Raw genomic sequence first — 19,680 nt, 5'->3', positions numbered from 1 at the left:
GGCCAAAAACGCCGCGGATGTCGGCTGATTGTTGTTTCAGCTCCCTCCTCTCCGCAGCCCAGCGGGGATGGATGGCCTGTGACGGCGATGAAGCGCTGCTCAGCCTGGCCCTGCCGATCGCAGGGGTCGACCCGCTTCTGGCCTTGCCGCAGCTGGCGGAGCAGGAAAACTTGCAGGTGCTGTGGGACAGCGCCCCGGGCCTCTGCCTGGCTGCAGCAGGGCCCTGCCAGGAACTGGAGCTGGCTGGCAGTCGTCGCTTTGAACAGGCCCAGCGCTTCGCTGACATCTGCCTCAGCCGCCTGCACGACACAGCACCGGAGAGCCCGGCCCATGCACGCCCCCGGGTGCTGCTGCGCTTCCGCTTCTTCGATCAGGTGAGTGAACGCCGCCGAAGTGAAGCGGTGGTTCCTTCAGTGCATGCGGTGCTGCCCCGCTGGCAACTCAGCCGTCAGGGACGCCGCGGCTGGCTGCGGCTGAACGGGATCGTGAGCAGTGCAGCGGACTGCCGCGAGCTAGCAGAACAGCTCTGGCTCAAGCAGGAACAGCTGCTCCAGACGCCAACCACGCCAACAGCGCTCAAACCCCAGGCGCTGGTGGCGGCAACGGAACCGGAAACCTGGCGGCAGCGGTACGCCGCAGCACTCACCCACGGGATTGATCTGGTCAACAACGGCGACCTGCACAAACTGGTGCTGGCCGTGCAGCACCGCATCGTTTTGGCCGAAACGTTCGACCCCTTGCCGCTGTTGAAACGGCTCCGGCGACAACAGGCCGGCAGCTGCCGGTTCCTCTGGCAGCGCCATGCGGGGGATGCCTTCTTCGGTGCATCCCCGGAACGGTTGCTCAGCCTTCGCGCCGGTTGGCTGCGCAGTGATGCCCTGGCCGGTACGGCTGGGCAGGGGGATTCGGGCGCTCAGCTACTGCGCTCAGACAAGGACCGCCGCGAACACGAACTGGTGGTGGAAACCATCACCGACCAACTGCGCCGCAACGGACTGTCCCCACGACGCCGCTGGCAACCCCAACTGGCCCGGCACGGCAACCTGACCCACCTGCACACCCCAATCACGGCGGAAACCCACGGTCAGCCCGTGTTGTCGCTTGCCGAACAACTGCACCCCACACCCGCCGTTGCCGGGTTGCCCCGCCGAGACGCCATGGCCTGGTTGCGCACCCTGGAACCGTTTGAACGGGGCAGTTATGCCGCACCGATCGGCTGGATCGACAGTGCCGGGGATGCCGAACTGCGGGTGGCCATCCGCTGTGGACACGCCCGGGGCTGCGACCTGGATCTCACCGCTGGAGCCGGTCTGGTGCGGGGATCCGTTGCCGAGCGAGAGCTGCAGGAAGTGGGACTGAAACTGGCCGTACTGGCCGACCAGCTGGAACTTCAGACCAGCGCACGCAACCGCTCGATCGTCTGATCGGCCAGGGGCTGGTTCATCAGCCGCTCCACTTCACGCACCCCCGTGGGACTGGTGACGTTGATTTCGCTGAGCATGCCGCCGATTACATCGATGCCCACAAAGAAGAGCCCCTCCGCCCGTAACGCCGGGGCCAGGGCGGCGCAGATCTGACGTTCCCGGTCGGTGAGTTCTGTGGCTTCCGCCTGGCCACCGACGGCCAGATTGCTGCGGAATTCCCCGGCTGAAGGGCGCCGATTGATCGCTCCCAGGGGATCGCCATCCACCAACAGGATGCGCTTGTCGCCTTCGCTCACAGACGGCAGGAACGCCTGGGCCATGACCGGCAACCTCTCCTGCTCCGTCACCAACTCCAGCAGGGCCTTCAAGCCCGGGGACTGGCCATTGACCCGAATCACGCCGAGGCCCGCGCGCCCCCCCAGCGGTTTGAGCACAATTTCCTGCTGCTCCTGGGCAAATGAGAGCAATTCAGACACCCGCCCCGCCACCAGCGTTGGAGCCATCCAGCGGCTGAAGCGCAACGCCCCCAGCTTTTCGTTCCAGCTGCGCAGCGCACTGGGGCGATTGAGCACACGAACCCCAGCCCGCTCGGCCACCTCCAACAGATGGGTGGCGTAGAGATACGCCTCATCCACGGGCGGATCCTTGCGCATCCAGATCACATCAAAGCCACCCAGGGCCTGACGTTCAGCCACCCCAACCGTGATCCATGGCTCCGGCGTCACAGGCAGGGCGAGCGCGAGGGGTTCATCCCCCCGGGCAATCAAATCGGAGGGCGTGCAGGCCCACACCTCATCGCCGGAACGATGGGCGGCCTGCATCAGCGCAGCGGAAGAATCCTTGGCTGGATTGATCTGCCCCAGCGGATCCAGAACAAACAGCTGGCGCATCGATCAGGCCTTCAACAGCGCATCGAGCTCACCGGAGCGATCCAGGGCGTGGAGGTCATCGCAACCGCCGATGTGGCGATCATCGATGTACACCTGCGGAACACTGCGGCGACCATCACCACGCGCAGCCATGGCATCACGGCCGGGCTCATCCCCATCCACGCTGTGTTCGGTGTAGCTCACCCCCTTGCGATCCAAGAGTCCCTTGGCGCGGACACAGAACGGACAGGTGCGCCAGGTGTAGATCTCAACCTTGGCCATTGCGTTGTACATACCAGTGGTCGGATCCTATGCAGCAACTGCGCTGATAGCGTCAGAAGCTGATCAGGACCGAGTCCTTGCTGGATCTCACCGACTTCAAACGCGATCTCTCCGAGCTCACTGACCGCCTGGGCAATGCCCAGGACTGTCTTTGACGTTCCTGCACTGAACGCACGACAACAAGATCTCGAGCAACTCGCCGCCCAGCCTGATTTCTGGGATGACCAGCAGAACGCCCAGAAGCAGATGCGGCGCCTGGATGAGGTGAAAGCTCAGCTGAGTCAGCTGGCCGGATGGAGCGGCGCTGTGGACGATGCCAAGGCCACCCTTGAGCTCTACGAGCTGGAACCCGACGAAGACCTGCTGCAGGAAGCCCAGAACGGCCTGAACCAACTGCGCCAGGGACTGGATCGCTGGGAACTCGAGCGCCTGCTATGCGGCGAATACGACAAAGAGGGGGCCGTCCTCAGCATCAATGCAGGAGCCGGTGGAACGGATGCCCAGGACTGGGCGCAGATGCTGCTGCGCATGTACACCCGTTGGGCCGAAGACCACGGCATGAAGGTGACCGTCGACGAACTCTCCGAAGGGGAAGAAGCCGGGATCAAGAGCTGCACGATCGAGATCGAAGGGCGCTACGCCTACGGCTACCTGCGCAACGAGAAAGGTACCCATCGCCTGGTGCGCATCTCACCGTTCAACGCCAACGACAAGCGCCAGACCAGCTTTGCCGGTGTGGAGGTGATGCCCAAGATCGAGGAGGACGTCAAGCTCGACATTCCTGAAAAGGACCTGGAGATCACCACCTCACGCTCCGGTGGCGCCGGTGGCCAGAACGTGAACAAGGTGGAAACGGCTGTGCGCATCCTTCACATCCCCACCGGGCTGTTTGTGCGCTGCACCCAGGAGCGCTCCCAGCTCCAGAACAAGGAGAAGGCGATGGCGTTGCTGATGGCCAAATTGCTCGTGATCGCCCAGGAGCAACGGGCGGCCGAAATCGCCGACATCCGCGGCGACATTGTTGAAGCAGCCTGGGGAAACCAGATCCGCAACTACGTGTTTCAGCCATACCAAATGGTGAAAGACCTGCGCACCAATGAAGAAACCAACGATGTGCAAGCGGTGATGGATGGGGCCCTCGACCCCTTCATCGACGCGTCTCTGCGCCAAGGTGTCGACAGCCCCGGCGCCGACACCGATTCCTGATCCCATGGCCTCCGACAGCACTCCACCGCCGAGCTTCATTAAACAGGCGATGCGCAACATGGTGCGCAAGGGCAGCAAGAGCCTGTTTCACCTCGGCCTCACCGCCATGGGATTCCTCGGCTTTATCACCCTCGTGGCTTGGCTAGGTCGACCGACCCTGCCGGGCTAGGCATGGAGCTCGACCTCGCATTGGATCGAAACGAGGCGCCGCTAGAGCCCTGCGACGCCTCCGACCTGCTCGACGAGACAGCCTGGATCCACCAGGTAGAGCATTGGCTGAGCACTCTTTGCGGGGATTCGCGCCTGGACTGTCCGACCCTGGTGCGCACGGCAGAGGAACTGAGCCTGGGGCTGCGCTTCACCGATGACGCCAGCATTGCGGCGTTGAACAGCACCTGGCGCCAGAAAACGGGCCCCACGGATGTGTTGTCCTTTGCCGCCCTCGACGACGCCGGCGACTGGATGGACGGACCCAGCATCGAACTCGGAGACATCGTGGTCTCTCTGGAAACGGCCCGGCGTCAGGCCCAAGAGCAGGGGCATAGCCTGAAGCGGGAATTGCGCTGGCTCGTGAGCCATGGCCTGCTGCACCTGCTGGGCTGGGACCATCCCGATGACGACAGCCTCGCCGCGATGCTCGCCCTGCAGGAAAGGCTTCTTGAGGGTGGGTGATCTGGACAACCCGGGTAGGCTTCGATGAGCGGGCGTTCGCCCTGCGGATGCCGAATTCCGTTCCGATGACCAGCGAATCGCCCCGGACACCATCCGCAGACGCAGCAGCGGAGGAGGTGGCCATGGTGCCCAACGGAATGCGACGACGGGGCAGCTGGCGCATCGCTGGCGATCTGCCGGCAAGCTTTCGCTACGCCGCCCAAGGCCTCGGCTACGCCTTCCTCACCCAGCGCAACTTCCGGATCCATGTGGTGACGGGGCTGGTGGTGTTTGGTCTCGCCGCCTGGCTTCAACTGGATCTGATCCGCCTGGCCGTGCTGGTGCTTACGGTGGCTGCCGTGCTGGTGTTGGAGCTGCTGAACACAGCGATGGAAGCGGTGGTGGATCTGGCCATTGGCCGGCGTTATCACCCATTGGCCCGCATCGCCAAAGACTGTGCTGCTGCAGCTGTGCTCACAGCGGCTATCAGCTCTTTATTGATCGCTGTGTTTCTCCTGCTTCCGCCGCTCTTGCTCCGCCTGGGGCTCTGACTCCCGATTCGCACGCAGATGCTGCTGGTCATCGACAACTACGACAGCTTCACCTTCAACTTGGTGCAGTACTTCGGTGAGCTGGCCGCCCAGCATCCGCTGGCGGCGGAGCTGCAGGTGCATCGCAATGACGCCATCAGCCTTGAGCAGATCAGAGCCTTGAACCCCGACGCGATCTTGTTGTCGCCCGGCCCGGGGGACCCCGATCAATCGGGCGTCTGCCTGGACATCCTCCAAGAGCTGTCGGCAACCGTGCCCACGCTGGGGGTATGCCTGGGCCATCAGGCCATCGCCCAGGTGCATGGCGGCCGGGTGGTACGCGCCCAGCAGCAGATGCATGGCAAGACCTCGCCTGTGCTGCACAAAGGCGACGGCGTGTTCGCAGGCCTGCCCCAACCGCTGACGGCCACCCGCTACCACTCCCTCATCGCCGAGCGCGACACCCTGCCGGACTGCCTTGAGGTGACCGCCTGGCTTGAGGACGGCACGATCATGGGCCTGCGGCACCGGGAGCATCAGCACCTGCAGGGGGTGCAGTTCCATCCCGAAAGCGTGCTGACCGATCAAGGCCACCAACTGCTGGCCAACTTCCTGCGGGAAGCCGAGGGATAACGCTGTTAGCGTCCAGAGCAAGTTCATTCCCGCCCATGTCCGTCCTGCGTTCCGCTGTGACCGCCGCTGCAGGCCTGGCACTGAGCCTGATCTCTCCAGCCTTGGCGGGCGGTGGGGTGTCGATCAGCAGCTACGGGCAACGGGCCCTGCTGATCCAAGGCGGCGGCCAGTCGGTGCTGCTCAACCCCTACAAGGCAGTCGGTTGTGCTGCAGGGCTTCCTGAACCCCGGCTGACGGCCGGCGTTGTTCTGGCCAACTCAGAACTCGCCGATGAAGGGGCCCGCGACATCGCCGGTGGCCGCTTTCTGGCACAACCGGGGTCGTATCGCATCGGTGGCCTAAGCCTGGAGGGCTTTGCCAGCCCCCACGACCGGATGGGCGGACGCCGCTTTGGCAATGCCACCATCTGGCGCTGGCAGCAAGGGGGCCTCAGCTTTGCCCACCTCGGTGCCACCGCTGGAGAGCTCACCGCCGCCGACCGGGTGCTGCTGGGCAACCCCGATGTGCTGATCATCGGCGTTGGCGGTGGCAGCAAGATCTACAACGCCGAGGAAGCCGCGGCGGTGGTGAATCAGCTGAACCCCAAACGCGTGATTCCAGTGCAGTACGTCAACGGGGACGCGCCCGAAGGGTGTGATCAGGAGGGTGTGCAGCCCTTCCTCGATGCCATGGGCGGAACCGCTGTGCGCCGTGTTGGCCGGTCACAAACCCTGCCGGGCAGCCTCGACGACACCACCGTGATCACGGTGATGCAGTAATCAGCGCAGCCAGCTGAACACGGTTCCAACCCGCCAGCACAGCAAGCAACAACAACACCCTCGCTTTCTGGGGATTGAGGTTGCCTGCGGGCAGCAGCCCAAGCCGTTCATCCTCGTAATGGTGGTGCACGGGTCCAGACCCGCAGCGGTTTGCCCGCAACATCAATGCCCGCTTCCCTGGCCAAGCCTGAAGGGCCGAACGCTCCGCTGCCGACAACTGGCCGGCGCCAGTGCCGGTGAACACCAGGCCCGCAACACCCGCTTGAAGACAAGCGGTGAGCATGAGCAGCTCGGGCTCAACAGAGCCGTAAACGATCGGCACCTGGGGCCATCGCTCGGGTAATGGGAGCCCAGCGAAGGGCACCTGCCGGGATCCGCTCGTCGTTGGCAGGTGAACGCCAACGTCATCGACCCAACCCAACGGCCCGCTGCCGAGACTGGCAAAAGCCCCCACCCCCTGAGTGGCCACCTTGGTGACAGCTCGAGCGCCATGGATCTGGCCATCCATCACCACCAAAACGCCGTGGCCGCGGGCTTCTCTGCTCAAGGCCACCTGCACCGCCTGCAACAAATTCAACGGGCCATCGGCACTGAGAGCCGTGGCCGGACGCATCGCCCCCACCAGCACCACCGGCCGGGGATCATCGATCAGCAGTTGGAGCAGCCAGGCGGTTTCCTCCAGCGTGTTGGTGCCGTGGGTGATCACCACCCCTGCCAGCTCTGGGTCCGCCGCAAAGGCATCACGAATACGCCCCACCAGAGCGCGCCAATGCGCAAACAGCAGATCGGCGCTGTCGACATTGGCGACCTGCTCCACCGCGATCGACGCCAGGTCCTGCAGCTGCGGCACCGCCGCCAGCAGGGCATCACCCCCGAGCACGCCCGCGGTGTAACCGTTCAGCGTTGTGCTGTCGGCGGCACAGCCGGCAATGGTGCCGCCGGTGGCCAGCAGCAACAGACGGTTCATTGCTCCAGGGGGAGGAACGCCTCCATGAAGCGCTGCATCTGGCTGGTGGTGCCGATACTCACCCTGAAGCACCCATCAATCAGGGGCTTACCCGCCATCGAGCGCACCAGGATTCCCGCCTCGCGCAACGCCGCATCAACTGCATCAACGGGTCGCTGGGGCCAGATCAGCAGATAGTTGCCGCCATCGCAGTGGTGGCGAACGGCAGCATCCCGCAGCGCCTGCAGGGTCCAATCGCGAGCCCGCAGCACCTCGGCCACGTAGGCATCCACATACGACTGATCCGCCAAGGCAGCGAACGCCGCGGCCACGGCCACGCTGTTGACGTCATAGGGGCCGGTAACGCGGCTGACCCGATCGACCACATCGGCATGGCCGATGGCAAATCCGATGCGCAGCCCCGCCAAACCAGCCGTTTTGGCCAGGGAACGGAACACCAGCAGGTTCGGTGTGGCCATGAAATCAGCGCTCGGCAAGACGCTGTCTCCGGTGAAGGCCTCATACAACTCATCCACCACCACCAAGGTGCCCGGGGCTGAGGCAGCCAAAGCGATCACCTGATCCGCTGGCAAACGCGTGCCGGTGGGATTGTTCGGATTGCAGATCAACAGCAACCGCGGCGTGCGAGCCGCCAATGCCTCCTGAATGGCGGCCAGGGGGAACTCGAACGTCTCGCCTTGGTAGGGGATCGCCTCGATCGTCATGCCCTGCATCCCGGCGCAGGGGCTGTAGTACCCGAAGGTGGGTACTGTCGTCAGCAACGTCTCACCGGCATCGCCATAGGCCTGAAACACGGCATGAATGGCGGCATCCACACCGTTGAACAGGCCCACCTGATCAGCCTGCAACCCCAGCCGGCAGCCGGTCTCCACCAGGTTCTGGAGCAGCGCCTCCCGCAGGCCGTCGTACTCCGGATACACGGCAATCTCTTCGGTGCTGAAGTTGCGCAGCGCCTGGGCCACCAGGGGGCTGGGGCCAATCGTGTTTTCGTTGAAATCCAGCCGCAACATCGTGCGGCGACCCTCCAGCGGAGCGCTGTAAGCCTTGAGCTGCTCAACGGCACCACGGGCCGCAGGAGCGCCATCGGGTGTGAACGGTTGGATGTTGTCGTTCACATGCGGTCCAGGGTGGCGATGCCCAGCAGTCCGAGCCCCAGTCTGAGGGTGTCCGCCGTCAAACGACAGAGGGCCAGGCGGGATGCCAGAGCTTCCGGATCTGCCTTGAGCACCGGCACCTGGTCGTAGAAGCGGTTGAACACCTGGCTGAGCTCGAACAGATAGCTGCACAAACGATTGGGCAGCAGCTCCTCCTCCACCTCAGCGATCACAGCGTCGAACTTGAGCAGCTCCCGCACCAGGGCCCACTCCTGGGGCTCACTGAACTGCAGTTGTGCGGTGGTGGCGGCAAGGTCACCACCCTTGCGGGCGATGCCGGCGATGCGCACCACGGCATAAAGGAGATAGGGCGCCGTGTTGCCCTGCAACGCCAGCATCCGATCGAAGGAGAACTGGTAGTTGGTGATCCGGTTCTGGCTGAGGTCGGCATATTTCACCGCGGCCAAACCCACGGTTCCCGCCACATGCTGGATGAACTCCTCCGACTCGCTGCGCTCCTCCTCCTTCAGGCGTGAGCGCAGATCGGTCTCGGCGCGCTCGACGGCTTCATCGAGCAGATCCCGGAGTCGCACCGTGTCGCCCGCGCGGGTCTTGAGCTTCTTGCCGTCTTCCCCCTGCACCAGGCCAAAGGGCACGTGCTCGAGGCGAGCGCCTTCAGGGATCCAGCCGGCCCGTTCGGCCACCTGGAACACACCGGCGAAATGGTTCGCCTGGCCGGCATCGGTGACGTACACCACACGGCGGGCACCATCCCCCTCAGGAGCAGCACCAAAGCGGTAGCGGATTGCCGCCAGATCGGTGGTGGCGTAGTTGAAGCCGCCATCGCTCTTCTGCACGATCACCGGCAGGGGGTTGCCGTCCTTGCCCTGCACGCCTTCGAGGAACACGCACTGGGCGCCGTCATCGGTGACCAACAGCTCGGCGGACTTCAACCCATCAATCACCGCCGGCAGGAAGGGGTTGTAAAACGATTCACCGCGCTCACTCAGGCGAATGTCGAGCCGGTCGTAGATCTTCTGGAACTCACGCCGCGACTGATCGCAAAGCAGGCCCCAGGCCTTGAGCGACACCGGATCGCCCCCCTGCAGCTTCACCACCTCATCGCGGGAGGTGGACTGGAAGGCTTCATCGTCATCGAAGCGCTTCTTGGCCTCGCGGTAGAAGGCCACTAGGTCTCCGAGATCCACCGCATCGGCGGTCTCAAGTGCTTCCGGCGCCACCTGCTTGAGATGGGTAATCAACATGCCGAACTGGGTGCCCCAGTCGCCCACGTGATTGAGGCGCAGCACGGGATGGCCACGGAACTCCAGCACCCGCGCCAGCGAATCGCCAATGATCGTGGAGCGCAGATGCCCCACATGCATCTCCTTGGCGATGTTGGGGCTCGAGAAGTCGACCACCACCGGTGCCTTGTTCGTCACCGCCGGCACGCCGAGCCGCTCGTCCCCCAGCCGCACCGACACCTCCGCCGCCAACCGCTCCGGGCGAATCGTGAGGTTGATGAAACCAGGCCCGGCGATCTGGGGTTCCAGGCACAGTTCCGTGAAGGCCGTATCAGCCTGCAGCTGCTCCACAATCGCCGTGGCGATCTGCCGTGGGGCCTGCTTCAGCGGCTTGGCCAGGGGCAGAGCACCGTTGGCTTGAAAGTCGCCAAATTCCGGCTTGCTCGCCGGTGCCAGCTGGGGATCCAGCACCGCTTCCGCCTCAGGGAAGGCCCGTTGCATGGCACCGCGCAACTGGGTTTCGAGGGCCTGGGCGATGCGCAGCATGGAGGGCAGCGGTGACAAGGTCAGCCCCCGATCATCCCGCGGCACTGTCAACCGAGGAATGTCAACGGGGGCACGCCCCCTCTCCCCACCGCTAAAGCGAGGGAGCGATCACAGCTCCGTCATGGCATCACCAACGATTCCCTACTGGCGCGTCTGGGTGGATGACGACGGCATCAGCAGGCAGTCACGGCATGCCTTGGAGGGCCATGAATTCGCTAACTTCGCGGCTGGTGCTGCTCCTCTTTGGTCAACCCGCCATGGCACGGAAACAACCACCCTCATCACCCTGGTGCTGCCTGCAGGAGGCATCTACGACTGGCATGAAAATCCGAAACCCCAATGGATCGTGCCGCTCCAGGGCTCCTGGGCCGTTGAAACCATGGACGGACAGACCGTGACGATGGGGCCCGGTGATCTGTCTTTTGGAGGCGACCAGGGCACGCGCGCTGGTCGAGGTCACCGGTCGTGGACGGTCGGATCGGAGGACGCCATGCTGCTGCTGCTTCAGGTGGAAACCAGCCCTTCCTGGGCGCCTCTCTCCAACGGGGGTTAACGCTCTGGAGAGGAAAAGCGCATACTCAGATCGAGCCAGCGGCTGCGGGTAACCGGCGCACTGGTGGAGATCAGATCGATACCGGTGGCGGCGTAGGCCTGCAGCTGTTCGGGCTGAATGCCCGAGGCCTCAAGCACCACCCCACCAGTGCTGCAGTCACGCAGGCGAGGCACCAGGGCACTGAGCTGCTCAGGGGTGAACTCGTCGAGCAGCACCCCATTGGCGCCCGCCTGAACCGCTTCCAGCGCTTGGACGTCGGTCTCTGCTTCCACAATCACGGACGTGGGCCAAGGCGCCTGCTCGCGCACGGCTGCGATGGCCGCTGTGATGCCCCCCGCCCAGGCGATGTGGTTCTCCTTGAGCATGGCCGCGTCATCAAGCCCCATGCGGTGATTGATGCCCCCACCACAGCGCACGGCGTATTTCTCCAGCGCGCGAAGCCCAGGCGTGGTCTTGCGGGTGTCGGCAAGACGAACACCCGTGCCCTGGAGTTGGGCCACCAGATCAGCGGTGGCTGTGGCAATGCCCGACAGGCGCATGGCCAGATTCAAGGCGGTGCGTTCTCCTGCCACCAAAGCCGTTGCAGGTCCCTGCAGCTCCAGCAGGCATTCGCCCTCAGCGACGGCGGCGCCGTCCTCCCGCAGCAAATGCACGCTCACCCCAGGATCAAGGCGCTGAAACAAGCGCTGCACCAACGGGCCACCGCAGAACCGCCCCGCCTGTTTGGCGACCCAATGGGCTTGACCCTGCTGGCCCTTCAACGCAGCAGCCGTCAGATCACCGCGACCGATGTCTTCCTCCAGCCAGGTCTCCAACGCAGCGGTGAGTGCCGGGGATTGCCAGTCCAAACGGTTCCTGAAGTCCGATGCATCTATTTTCCGATGCAGAAGCGCGAAAACACCCGATCCAGCACCGCTTCGGTGAGCTCTTCCCCGGTGATCTCCCCCAACGATCGGATCGCCTCGCGCAGGTCGATGGTCCAGAAGTCCCAGGGCAGCTGCTGCGCTGCCACCTCTTGGCTGCGGGCCAGGGCCTCGACAGCCCGGGCGGCGAGATCACGCTGACGTTGGTTCAGCGCCACCAACATGCCGTCGGTTCCTGCCGCACCACAACGCTCGAGCAGGGCCTGCACCAGGTCTGCCTCCCCCGTGCCCTCCAAGGCAGACAACTGAACATCCACCGGCTGGGGGAACAAACCCGCAGGGAGATCCGCCTTGTTGGCGACCAGGATCCTGGGGATCTGCTCCGGAATGCGCGCCAACAAGGCTGCATCTTCGGCGGTCCAGCCCGCATGGCCATCCAGCACCAACAGCACCACATCCGCCGTGGCCAGTGCTTCCTCGCTGCGGGCAATGCCCAGCTGCTCCACCGCATCGTCGGTGCTGCGGATGCCGGCGGTGTCGAGCAGGGTGATCGGCACCCCCTCCAGAACGATCTCGCTCTCCAGCAGATCCCGGGTAGTGCCCGGAAGATCGGTCACGATCGCCCGCTCGCGGCGGCTCAGACGATTGAGCAGGGAACTCTTGCCGACATTGGGGCGACCCACCAAGGCCACGCGTAGGCCCTGGCGCAGGGCATCTCCCCGCTCTCCATCCCGCACCAGCTGCTCAAGCTCGACGCGCACAGCTTGCAGCTGCTGCAGCAAGGCATCGCCATCCAAAGGGGGTAAATCCTCCTCGAAATCCACCCGAGCCTCCAGCTCGGTGAGCTGGTCGAGCAGCCGTTCCCGCAGATCTGTGATCTGGGCCTGGATCCCGCCATCAAGGCCCGCCATCGCCAACTCGGCCGCCCGGCGGCTGCGGGCCGCCACCAGCTCACTCACCGCCTCGGCGCGAGTGAGGTCGAGCCGACCGTTGAGCACCGCCCGCTGGCTGAACTCGCCAGGCAGGGCCCGACGAACTCCCGGCTGCCCCAGCACCTGTTCGAGCACCCGCTGAACAGCGATCACCCCGCCGTGGCAATGGATCTCCACCACGTCCTCCCCGGTGAAGCTCCGTGGGCCCCGCATCAGCAGCACCAACACCTCATCAAGACGCCGGCCTGCGCCATCGATCACGTGGCCATACACCACCCGGTGCGATCCCCACTCCTGACGGCCCGGGCAATGCACAACGGTGCGCCCCGCCGTTTCCGCATCAGGCCCGGAGAGACGAATCACGGCGATCCCGCCCTGGCCTGGAGCCACTGCGGTGGCCACCGCCGCAATCGTGTCGGTGCTGGGCACAGCCATCGCTGCTGGTGATCCATACCTAAGATCCGGCCGTCTTTCGCTGGGTTCATGCGCCGGTTGCTGCGCCTCAGTCGCCTCCGGATGCGCCGCGGGGTCCTCTGGCTGTGGAAACAGGAAGGAACACCAGCCCAACGGGCCCGCGGCCTAGCCGCCGGCGTGTTCTGCGGCTGCTACCCCTTCTTCGGGCTGCAGATTTTCCTCAGCGTGGGCGTCGCCACCGTGGTGCGTGGTAACCACCTTCTCGCCGCCGCCGGCACCCTGGTGAGCAATCCCCTCACCTACCTGCCCCTCTACTGGTTCAACTATCTGGTGGGCTGTCAGCTGCTGGGCCCTGGCCGAGGCGGGATCAACCTGGCGGAGCTCAATCGCAGCAGCCTGTGGTCCCAGGGCTGGGACTTCACCCAACGCATCCTGCTGGGCTCGACCGTTGTGGGGATGATGCTGGCCATCGCCAGCGGCTGGATGGCCTACCGCCTGTTTGTGCGGCGCGGGGCCCGTCCTGTGGTGAGCAGCAGTCGCTAACCCGTTCCCACCCGAGCAATCCCGATCACATCCGCCATCGAGCGGATCTGGTCCATCGTGCGGCTGAGCTGATCCGCACCGTCCAACTCAACCCGCAGATCAATGCGGGCGGGCCGGCCCGCTGCGGTGGTCACCCTGGCATCACTGACGTTGATGGCGCCATCGGAGAGACGCATCAGGATGTCCTTGAGGATGCCGACGCGATCGATCACTTCGATCCGCAGCTGCACCGGGAAGCGTTGCTTCTCCCGTTCGGCGTGGGTGGTGTTCCAGCGCACGGGCAGACGCCGTTCCCGCGGAATCGTCTCCACATTGGAGCAGTCCTGCCGGTGAATGGTGATGCCGTGGTTGCCGAGGGCCACCGTGCCCACGATCAATTCGCCCGGCAGCGGGCTGCAGCAGCCTCCTAGGCGGTAATCCAATCCCTCCAGCCCCAGGATCGCCCCTTCGCCTCCAGAACGATCCGGCGCGACATCCCGCGATGGCACCAGAGCCATCGCCACCTCCTCATTGCTGGGCGGCGCCTGCTGCTGTTCCGCCAGCAGGCGCATCTCCTCCCGCAGACGGTTGAGCGCTTGCTGCAGCGTCACATCACCGAACCCCAGTGATGCCAGCAGATCCTCGGTGGTGGGCACATTGCAACGTTGCGCCACCCGCTGCATCGCCTCACTGTTCAGCAGGGCATCGAAGCCATCACGCCCCAGCTCCCGCTCCAGCAGATCCTTACCCCGCTCAATCGTTTCATCACGGTGGCTGCGCTTGTACCACTGACGAATGCGATTACGCGCCGTCGGCGTGGCCACAAAGTTCAACCAATCCAGGCTGGGGTGAGCCGTCTTGCTGGTGAGCACCTGAACGAAATCGCCGTTTTGCAGTGGTGTAGCCAGGGGGCAGAGCCGATCATTGATACGGACGCCATGGCAGTGGTCGCCCACTTCGGAGTGGATGCGATAGGCGAAGTCGACAGCGGTTGCCCCCTTGCGCAAACCGAGCAGATCACCCTTCGGTGTGAACACGAACACCTCTTCGTCAAACAGGTCTTCCTTGATCGACGAGAGGTAGTCGTTGTGATCGTCATTTCCGCCTTCCTGTTGCCAATCCACCAGCTGACGTAGCCAGTTGAACCGCTCCGCATCACTGCTGCTGCTGGCCGGCGAGCCTCCTTCTTTGTATTTCCAGTGAGCCGCAATCCCGAATTCGGCCACATGGTGCATTTCAAGGGTGCGGATCTGCACTTCGATCGGGCGATGCCGACCGATGACCGCCGTATGGAGGGATTGATACCCATTGGGTTTCGGCAACCCGATGTAGTCCTTGAACCGACCAGGAATCGGACGAAAGGTGTCGTGAACCACCGCCAGCGCGCGGTAACAGCTTTCGACATTGGTGGTGAGAATCCGCAACGCCGCCACGTCGTAGATCTCGTTGAACTCCTTCTGCTGACGCTGCATCTTGCTCCAGATGCCATAGAGATGCTTGGGACGACCCGTCACCTCGCAGTGCTCTAAGCCAGCTCGTTCCAGCCGCTCATTCAGCAGCCCCACCGTGACACCGAGCCGTTCCTCCCGCTCGCTGCGCTTGGTCGCCACCTCCTCTTGAATCTCACGGAAGGCTTCCGGTTCCAGCAATTTGAACGCCAGATCCTCCAGCTCCCACTTGAAGCGGCCAATGCCGAGCCGGTTGGCGAGGGGTGCATAGATCTCGCGCGTTTCACGGGCGATCCGCTGGCGCTTTTCCTCCTTCAGAGCACCAAGGGTGCGCATGTTGTGCAACCGGTCCGCCAGCTTCACCAACACCACGCGGATGTCGCTGGCCATCGCCAGGAACATCCGCCGCAGGTTCTCCGCCTGAGCTTCCGTGCGGTCGTTGAAGTGAATTCCGCCGAGCTTGGTGACACCCTCCACCAGTTCACGCACCTCTGAACCGAAGTACTGCTCGATCTGATCGGGGGTGACGTCGGTGTCCTCGACCACGTCATGGAGGAACCCAGCAGCAATCACGGGGGCACTGGCGCCGATATCCCGCAACAGATCCGCCACCGCCACCGGATGAACGATGTAGGGGTCACCACTGGCCCGGAACTGTCCCTCATGGAGCTGAAAACCGAAATCGAAGGCCGACACCAGCAGCGCCTCAGAATCCGTAGGGCAGCTCTGACCGATGCCGGGCGGCACATTGGCGATGCACTCCCTCAACCAGTCCGGCAGAGAGATGTCGTAGTCATCCGGATGGCGGATGGGATGGCGCCGGACTTCTGGCAACACACACGCCACCGCAGCCGAACCAGTGCTGGTTCGGGGCTCTTTGGGTGTTGAGGCGGCGTTGAGCATCCGACCCAGCGGATCAATCCATGGTATTCAGTGCAGGACCTCCCGTCTTTCCTGCCGCACTGTTCATGGGCCGGCCTGTTCTGGAACTCGAACAGCTGCGACTGCGCTACCCCGGCAGTGAGTGCTGGACGCTGGATGGGCTGAATTTGAGCCTCGAGCCCGGGGAGACCCTGGCCTTGGTGGGATCTTCCGGATGCGGCAAAAGCACCGTGGCCCGCGCCGTGATGCAGCTGCTGCCGCGGGGAACCGTCTGTGAAGGACGGCTGGACTTAACCGGCCAGGATCCACGCCAGCTCAGGCGACCGCAGTTGCGACAGCTGCGCGGTGAGGCGGTGGGTCTGGTGTTCCAGGACCCGATGACGCGGATGAATCCGCTGATGACCGTGGGGGGACATCTGATCGACACCCTCAAGGCCCACCGGCCTGACACCAGCAACACGGCCCACCAAGAACGGGCCCGAGAGCTGCTGGAGCGGGTGGGCATCGGTGCCAACCGCTTCCGCGCCTACCCCCATGAGCTCAGCGGTGGCATGCGACAACGCCTGGCCATTGCCCTGGCGATTGCCCTGGAACCGCCGCTGCTGATCGCCGATGAACCCACCACCAGCCTGGATGTGGCTGTAGCAGGGCAGGTGATGGCGGAGCTCAGCGGTCTCTGCAAAGAACTGGGCAGTGCCTTGCTGCTGATCAGCCATGACCTGGCCATGGCCGCCCGCTGGTGCGACCGCATGGCGATGCTCGACAACGGACGCAAGGTGGAGGACGGCCCCAGCCATCAGCTGCTCACCAGGCCGAAGTCGTCCGTGGGGCAACGCCTGGTCGCCGCAGCACAGGCCCGGGAAGGTGGGAGGTCGCCGGCGCGTCCTGACAACAGCAGCGTGCTGAAGGTGGAGGAACTGCGCTGCTGGCATGCCGTGGGTGGCGCGCCTTGGTCTCCTGTCTGGCTTAAGGCAGTGGATGGGGTGAGTTTCGAGCTCAGGGCCGGGGAAAGCCTGGGAGTTGTCGGAGCATCCGGCTGTGGCAAAAGCACCCTCTGCCGGGCCTTGATGGGGCTCAATCCCATCCGCGGCGGACGGGTCGACCTGCTCGGCCAGGCTCTGCTGAGCCTCCGCGGAGAAGCGCTGCGGTCAGCCCGTCGGGCCCTTCAGATGGTGTTTCAAGACCCTCTGGCCTGCCTGAACCCCGCCCTGCAGGTGGCTGATGCCATCGCCGATCCATTGCTGATCCATGGCATCTGCTCCAAAGCTGCAGCCCGGGAGGAAGCCCGACGCCTACTGGAACGGGTCGGACTCAGCCCGGCAGAACAGTTTCAGGAGCGCCTGCCAAAGCAGCTCTCCGGTGGCCAGCAACAGCGGGTGGCGATCGCGCGCGCCCTGGCCTTGAAGCCCAAGGTGCTGATCTGCGATGAGAGCGTCAGCATGCTTGATGCGGAAGTGCAGGCGGATGTTCTGGGCTTACTGAGGGAGCTGCAGCAGGAGCTGGGCCTTGCGATCGTGTTCATCACCCACGACCTCTCGGTGGCCAGTGGGTTCTGTCACCGGGTGATGGTGCTGGACAAGGGAAAGGTGGTTGAGGAGGGCCCAGGGGACCGGATCTTCAGCGCACCTCAGGCACCGATCAGCCAGACGCTGGTGGAGGCCTGCCCAAGGCTGCCCCGCTGAACTCAGGCAGTCTGTGAAAGGTCAACCACGATCAGGTGCCGGCGCAAGGCAGCAGGAAGCACCTCACGGCGCACGGAACGGATCAAAGCGGAGACCCAAGTTCTGTTGCAACGAACCCGTATGACCATCGATCGGCCTGTGGATTATTCACCATAAAAAAGCGGATTCAGCACTTGTCGAGTGCGCCACTAAACCTGCAACTCTCCCCATCAACCCGACGCGGCGCGCCGCCGCAACACCCCCAATAACTTCTCCAACACAGGCGGGAGGGGTGCCTCAAACACCATCCGTTCGCGACTGATTGGATGGTCCAGCCCCAACTGCACGGCATGCAGCGCTTGGCCGGGCAGTTCGATCGGCAATTTGCGGCAGCGGCTGTAGGTGGGATCCCCCACCACGGGGTGATTGATGTGGGCGCAGTGGACGCGAATCTGATGGGTCCGCCCGGTGTCGAGCTTGAACCGCAGAAGTGAGTAGTCCCCGAGACGCTCCACCAGGGTCCAGTGGGTGCAGGCGTAACGACCGTTTTCAGTGCTCACCACGGCGTACTTCTTGCGATCCACCGGATGACGACCGATGGCGCCGACGATCGAGCCGGAGTCGCCGTCGGGCACACCGTGGACAACGGCGAAGTACTCACGGGAAGCGATCCGTTTCTGGATCTGAACCTGCAACCGCACCAGGGCCTCCTGGCTCTTGGCGATCACGATGCAGCCGGTGGTGTCTTTGTCGAGACGGTGGACAATCCCCGGGCGCAGCTTGCCGCTGATCCCAGGCAGATCCGGGCAGTGATGCAGCAGACCATTCACCAAGGTGCCGTCCTTGTTGCCCGGTGCCGGGTGCACCGTCAGACCTGCGGGCTTGTTGAGCACGATCAGATGATCGTCTTCAAACAGCACATCCAGATCCATCGGCTCTGGCTTGAGATAAGGCAACGGTTCCGGGGGCGGCATCCACAGCTGCACTTCGTCGCCCTGACGCAACGGTGTTTTGGCCTTGCCGGTCTTGCCGTTGACGCGCACATACCCCGCGTCGATGAACTTCTGAATCCGGGCTCTGCTCTGCTCCGTGCGCTGACTGACCAGCCAACGGTCCAGCCGCATCGGCAGCGGTTTGGGATACGTCAGCGTGAGCAGCTCTCCCTCACCCTCCCCAAAGCGATCGGTAAAGGTCTCTTCCGGCAGCGGAGGACGCTTCCACTGCGGACTCATGCCGGCAGCTCCAGGGCGATGCTGCCGAGGGCCGATTTACGGAAATCATCCAGCAGCCGCTGGGCCATGCGCGCTGTTTCCCCAGAGGTGTGGCGGGACGCTGCGGCCTCCAGCCAAAGGGCGGGGTCCGCCGTTTCACCGCTCAATGGAATGCCATAACGCTCCTGCAGGAGCGGGAGCGTCACTCCGGCTGCGGCCTGCGATTCGGCATCAATCAACAGCTGCAGAAAGGCCTGAGCCACCAGTTCACCGTCGTAGGCGGCCTGGCCGATGTCGTCACAAAGGGCGAGCCGCAGGGCCGCTTGCTGGTTATCGAGCCGGGGGGGCAGAACCCCTGGTGCATCAAGGAGATCCAGGTCTTGCCCCAGCCGCACCCAGCGCAGGGTTCGCGTCACCCCCGCCCGCCGGGCACTGGCCACCACCTTCTGCCTCACCAAACGATTGATCAATGCGGACTTGCCCACGTTGGGAAATCCGAGGGTGAGGGCCCGCACCGGCCTGGGCCGCATGCCCCGGTTGCGACGGCGTTCGTTGAGCTGATCTCCGGCACGGATCGCGGCCTGCTGCACCTGCTTCACCCCAGTACCGGCCTTGGCATCACACCAAACCGTCTTCTGACCCTGGGCCTTGAACCAGGCCTCCCAGGCCTCCTTGGCGGCCGCTGTGACCATGTCACGCCGATTGATCACCAAGAGGTGCTGCTTGCCCTTCAGCCAGCGGTTGAGATGGGGGTGACCTGTGGCAAGAGGAATCCGGGCATCGCGGACCTCAATCACCAGATCCACCTTGTCGAGATGGCGTTTGAGCTGCTGCTCCGCCTTCGCGATGTGGCCGGGGTACCACTGAATCGTTGGGGTGCTCACAAACGCAAACGCACAGAACAGGTGGCCCGCTGAAACACATTCACATTGAACTCGCCGGCGCTATCGCCCTTCACACGGGTTAATGTCACCCCGTTTTCTTACCGCA

General features: G+C 64.2%; 20 protein-coding genes. 10 read left to right on the top strand and 10 right to left on the bottom strand.

From position 1 onward, the window contains the following. The first annotated feature begins 17 nt into the window (after positions 1 to 17). The gene (locus NCN06_RS09425) at positions 18 to 1,424 is read left to right on the top strand and encodes an isochorismate synthase (protein ID WP_226397409.1); all 1,407 of its coding nucleotides are present in this window, start codon (positions 18 to 20) and stop codon (positions 1,422 to 1,424) included. Here the strand turns inward: NCN06_RS09425 and gshB are convergent. Both gshB and grxC read right to left on the bottom strand, forming a co-directional pair. Next, a complete protein-coding gene (gene gshB / locus NCN06_RS09420) occupies positions 1,391 to 2,314 on the bottom strand; it encodes a glutathione synthase (protein ID WP_250398882.1) in 924 nt (307 codons plus the stop codon). The genes NCN06_RS09425 and gshB overlap by 34 nt on opposite strands. A gap of 3 nt (positions 2,315 to 2,317) precedes the next feature. Beyond that, positions 2,318 to 2,575, bottom strand: coding sequence for a glutaredoxin 3 (gene grxC / locus NCN06_RS09415; RefSeq protein ID WP_166016408.1), 258 nt, complete (start codon positions 2,573 to 2,575; stop codon positions 2,318 to 2,320). Positions 2,576 to 2,652: 77 nt separating this feature from the next. Between grxC and prfB the strand changes: the two genes are divergently transcribed. The 6 genes from prfB to NCN06_RS09385 all read left to right on the top strand — a co-directional run bounded on the left by prfB (position 2,653) and on the right by NCN06_RS09385 (position 6,353). Further along, positions 2,653 to 3,781, top strand: a protein-coding gene (gene prfB / locus NCN06_RS09410; RefSeq protein WP_115024503.1) for a peptide chain release factor 2 whose coding sequence is annotated in 2 segments (ribosomal slippage) — positions 2,653 to 2,727 and positions 2,729 to 3,781 — 1,128 coding nt in all. Because the reading frame shifts where the segments join, the coding sequence is not laid out codon by codon here. A 4-nt stretch (positions 3,782 to 3,785) separates the two neighbouring features. Then, on the top strand, positions 3,786 to 3,950 hold the full coding sequence (locus NCN06_RS09405; protein WP_115024505.1) for a DUF3285 domain-containing protein: 165 nt from the start codon (positions 3,786 to 3,788) through the stop codon (positions 3,948 to 3,950). Between the two features lie 2 nt (positions 3,951 to 3,952). Then, on the top strand, positions 3,953 to 4,453 hold the full coding sequence (ybeY, locus tag NCN06_RS09400; RefSeq protein ID WP_226397411.1) for an rRNA maturation RNase YbeY: 501 nt from the start codon (positions 3,953 to 3,955) through the stop codon (positions 4,451 to 4,453). A 122-nt stretch (positions 4,454 to 4,575) separates the two neighbouring features. Then, a complete protein-coding gene (locus NCN06_RS09395) occupies positions 4,576 to 4,983 on the top strand; it encodes a diacylglycerol kinase family protein (RefSeq protein ID WP_226397563.1) in 408 nt (135 codons plus the stop codon). Positions 4,984 to 5,001: 18 nt separating this feature from the next. Continuing rightward, a complete protein-coding gene (locus tag NCN06_RS09390; RefSeq protein WP_226397412.1) occupies positions 5,002 to 5,595 on the top strand; it encodes an anthranilate synthase component II in 594 nt (197 codons plus the stop codon). Positions 5,596 to 5,630: 35 nt separating this feature from the next. Then, positions 5,631 to 6,353: an MBL fold metallo-hydrolase gene (locus NCN06_RS09385; protein ID WP_226397413.1), complete on the top strand. Its 723-nt coding sequence runs from the start codon at positions 5,631 to 5,633 to the stop codon at positions 6,351 to 6,353. Here NCN06_RS09385 and NCN06_RS09380 read toward each other — a convergent pair. The 3 genes from NCN06_RS09380 to argS are packed head-to-tail and all read right to left on the bottom strand — an operon-like array spanning position 6,337 to position 10,204. Continuing rightward, positions 6,337 to 7,320, bottom strand: coding sequence for an asparaginase (locus tag NCN06_RS09380; protein ID WP_250398881.1), 984 nt, complete (start codon positions 7,318 to 7,320; stop codon positions 6,337 to 6,339). The genes NCN06_RS09385 and NCN06_RS09380 overlap by 17 nt on opposite strands. Then, entirely contained in the window at positions 7,317 to 8,435 is a 1,119-nt protein-coding gene (locus tag NCN06_RS09375; RefSeq protein ID WP_226397415.1) for a pyridoxal phosphate-dependent aminotransferase, read from the bottom strand. Before NCN06_RS09375 ends, NCN06_RS09380 begins: the two co-directional genes overlap by 4 nt. Beyond that, entirely contained in the window at positions 8,432 to 10,204 is a 1,773-nt protein-coding gene (gene argS / locus NCN06_RS09370) for an arginine--tRNA ligase (protein ID WP_226397564.1), read from the bottom strand. The genes NCN06_RS09375 and argS overlap by 4 nt, the downstream gene beginning before the upstream one ends. Positions 10,205 to 10,325: 121 nt before the next feature. On the opposite strand from argS, the gene NCN06_RS09365 reads away from it, so the two are divergent. Next, positions 10,326 to 10,757, top strand: coding sequence for a cupin domain-containing protein (locus NCN06_RS09365; protein WP_226397416.1), 432 nt, complete (start codon positions 10,326 to 10,328; stop codon positions 10,755 to 10,757). On the opposite strand, the gene nadC is transcribed toward NCN06_RS09365, so the two are convergent. Together nadC and mnmE are read right to left on the bottom strand one after the other, a co-directional pair. Next, a complete protein-coding gene (gene nadC / locus NCN06_RS09360; protein ID WP_250398880.1) occupies positions 10,754 to 11,605 on the bottom strand; it encodes a carboxylating nicotinate-nucleotide diphosphorylase in 852 nt (283 codons plus the stop codon). The genes NCN06_RS09365 and nadC overlap by 4 nt on opposite strands. A gap of 23 nt (positions 11,606 to 11,628) precedes the next feature. After that, positions 11,629 to 12,987 (bottom strand): tRNA uridine-5-carboxymethylaminomethyl(34) synthesis GTPase MnmE, encoded by a 1,359-nt coding sequence (gene mnmE, locus NCN06_RS09355; RefSeq protein WP_226397418.1) that lies wholly within the window; start codon positions 12,985 to 12,987, stop codon positions 11,629 to 11,631. A 48-nt stretch (positions 12,988 to 13,035) separates the two neighbouring features. Between mnmE and NCN06_RS09350 the strand changes: the two genes are divergently transcribed. Continuing rightward, a complete protein-coding gene (locus tag NCN06_RS09350; RefSeq protein ID WP_250398879.1) occupies positions 13,036 to 13,509 on the top strand; it encodes a DUF2062 domain-containing protein in 474 nt (157 codons plus the stop codon). On the opposite strand, the gene NCN06_RS09345 is transcribed toward NCN06_RS09350, so the two are convergent. Continuing rightward, on the bottom strand, positions 13,506 to 15,839 hold the full coding sequence (locus NCN06_RS09345; protein WP_226397420.1) for a RelA/SpoT family protein: 2,334 nt from the start codon (positions 15,837 to 15,839) through the stop codon (positions 13,506 to 13,508). The genes NCN06_RS09350 and NCN06_RS09345 overlap by 4 nt on opposite strands. A 20-nt stretch (positions 15,840 to 15,859) precedes the next feature. Here NCN06_RS09345 and NCN06_RS09340 point away from each other — a divergent pair, with 20 nt between their 5' ends. Then, entirely contained in the window at positions 15,860 to 17,500 is a 1,641-nt protein-coding gene (locus tag NCN06_RS09340) for a dipeptide ABC transporter ATP-binding protein (protein ID WP_226397421.1), read from the top strand. Between the two features lie 209 nt (positions 17,501 to 17,709). On the opposite strand, the gene NCN06_RS09335 is transcribed toward NCN06_RS09340, so the two are convergent. Beyond that, positions 17,710 to 18,711 (bottom strand): RluA family pseudouridine synthase, encoded by a 1,002-nt coding sequence (locus tag NCN06_RS09335; protein ID WP_226397422.1) that lies wholly within the window; start codon positions 18,709 to 18,711, stop codon positions 17,710 to 17,712. Then, the gene (gene ylqF, locus NCN06_RS09330; protein ID WP_226397423.1) at positions 18,708 to 19,574 is read right to left on the bottom strand and encodes a ribosome biogenesis GTPase YlqF; all 867 of its coding nucleotides are present in this window, start codon (positions 19,572 to 19,574) and stop codon (positions 18,708 to 18,710) included. The genes NCN06_RS09335 and ylqF overlap by 4 nt, the downstream gene beginning before the upstream one ends. Positions 19,575 to 19,680: the final 106 nt, after the last annotated feature.

The organism is Synechococcus sp. MU1648 (assembly GCF_023630615.1).
Taxonomy (GTDB): Bacteria; Cyanobacteriota; Cyanobacteriia; order PCC-6307; family Cyanobiaceae; genus Parasynechococcus.
The sequence above is the reverse complement of the archived record's forward strand: the minus strand, read 5'-3'. Positions and strand labels throughout refer to the sequence as shown.

Bases quoted from the DNA above. Each gene is read 5' to 3' on its own strand.
- NCN06_RS09390 (WP_226397412.1), top strand. From the start codon at position 5,002: ATGCTGCTGGTCATCGACAACTACGACAGCTTCACCTTCAACTTGGTG.
- grxC (WP_166016408.1), bottom strand. From the start codon at position 2,575: ATGGCCAAGGTTGAGATCTACACCTGGCGCACCTGTCCGTTCTGTGTC.
- mnmE (WP_226397418.1), bottom strand. From the start codon at position 12,987: ATGGCTGTGCCCAGCACCGACACGATTGCGGCGGTGGCCACCGCAGTG.
- NCN06_RS09365 (WP_226397416.1), top strand. From the start codon at position 10,326: ATGGCATCACCAACGATTCCCTACTGGCGCGTCTGGGTGGATGACGAC.
- argS (WP_226397564.1), bottom strand. From the start codon at position 10,204: ATGCTGCGCATCGCCCAGGCCCTCGAAACCCAGTTGCGCGGTGCCATG.
- NCN06_RS09350 (WP_250398879.1), top strand. From the start codon at position 13,036: ATGCGCCGGTTGCTGCGCCTCAGTCGCCTCCGGATGCGCCGCGGGGTC.
- NCN06_RS09335 (WP_226397422.1), bottom strand. From the start codon at position 18,711: ATGAGTCCGCAGTGGAAGCGTCCTCCGCTGCCGGAAGAGACCTTTACC.
- gshB (WP_250398882.1), bottom strand. From the start codon at position 2,314: ATGCGCCAGCTGTTTGTTCTGGATCCGCTGGGGCAGATCAATCCAGCC.
- NCN06_RS09345 (WP_226397420.1), bottom strand. From the start codon at position 15,839: ATGCTCAACGCCGCCTCAACACCCAAAGAGCCCCGAACCAGCACTGGT.
- NCN06_RS09380 (WP_250398881.1), bottom strand. From the start codon at position 7,320: ATGAACCGTCTGTTGCTGCTGGCCACCGGCGGCACCATTGCCGGCTGT.
- NCN06_RS09340 (WP_226397421.1), top strand. From the start codon at position 15,860: ATGGTATTCAGTGCAGGACCTCCCGTCTTTCCTGCCGCACTGTTCATG.
- ybeY (WP_226397411.1), top strand. From the start codon at position 3,953: ATGGAGCTCGACCTCGCATTGGATCGAAACGAGGCGCCGCTAGAGCCC.
- NCN06_RS09405 (WP_115024505.1), top strand. From the start codon at position 3,786: ATGGCCTCCGACAGCACTCCACCGCCGAGCTTCATTAAACAGGCGATG.
- NCN06_RS09425 (WP_226397409.1), top strand. From the start codon at position 18: ATGTCGGCTGATTGTTGTTTCAGCTCCCTCCTCTCCGCAGCCCAGCGG.
- NCN06_RS09395 (WP_226397563.1), top strand. From the start codon at position 4,576: ATGGTGCCCAACGGAATGCGACGACGGGGCAGCTGGCGCATCGCTGGC.
- NCN06_RS09385 (WP_226397413.1), top strand. From the start codon at position 5,631: ATGTCCGTCCTGCGTTCCGCTGTGACCGCCGCTGCAGGCCTGGCACTG.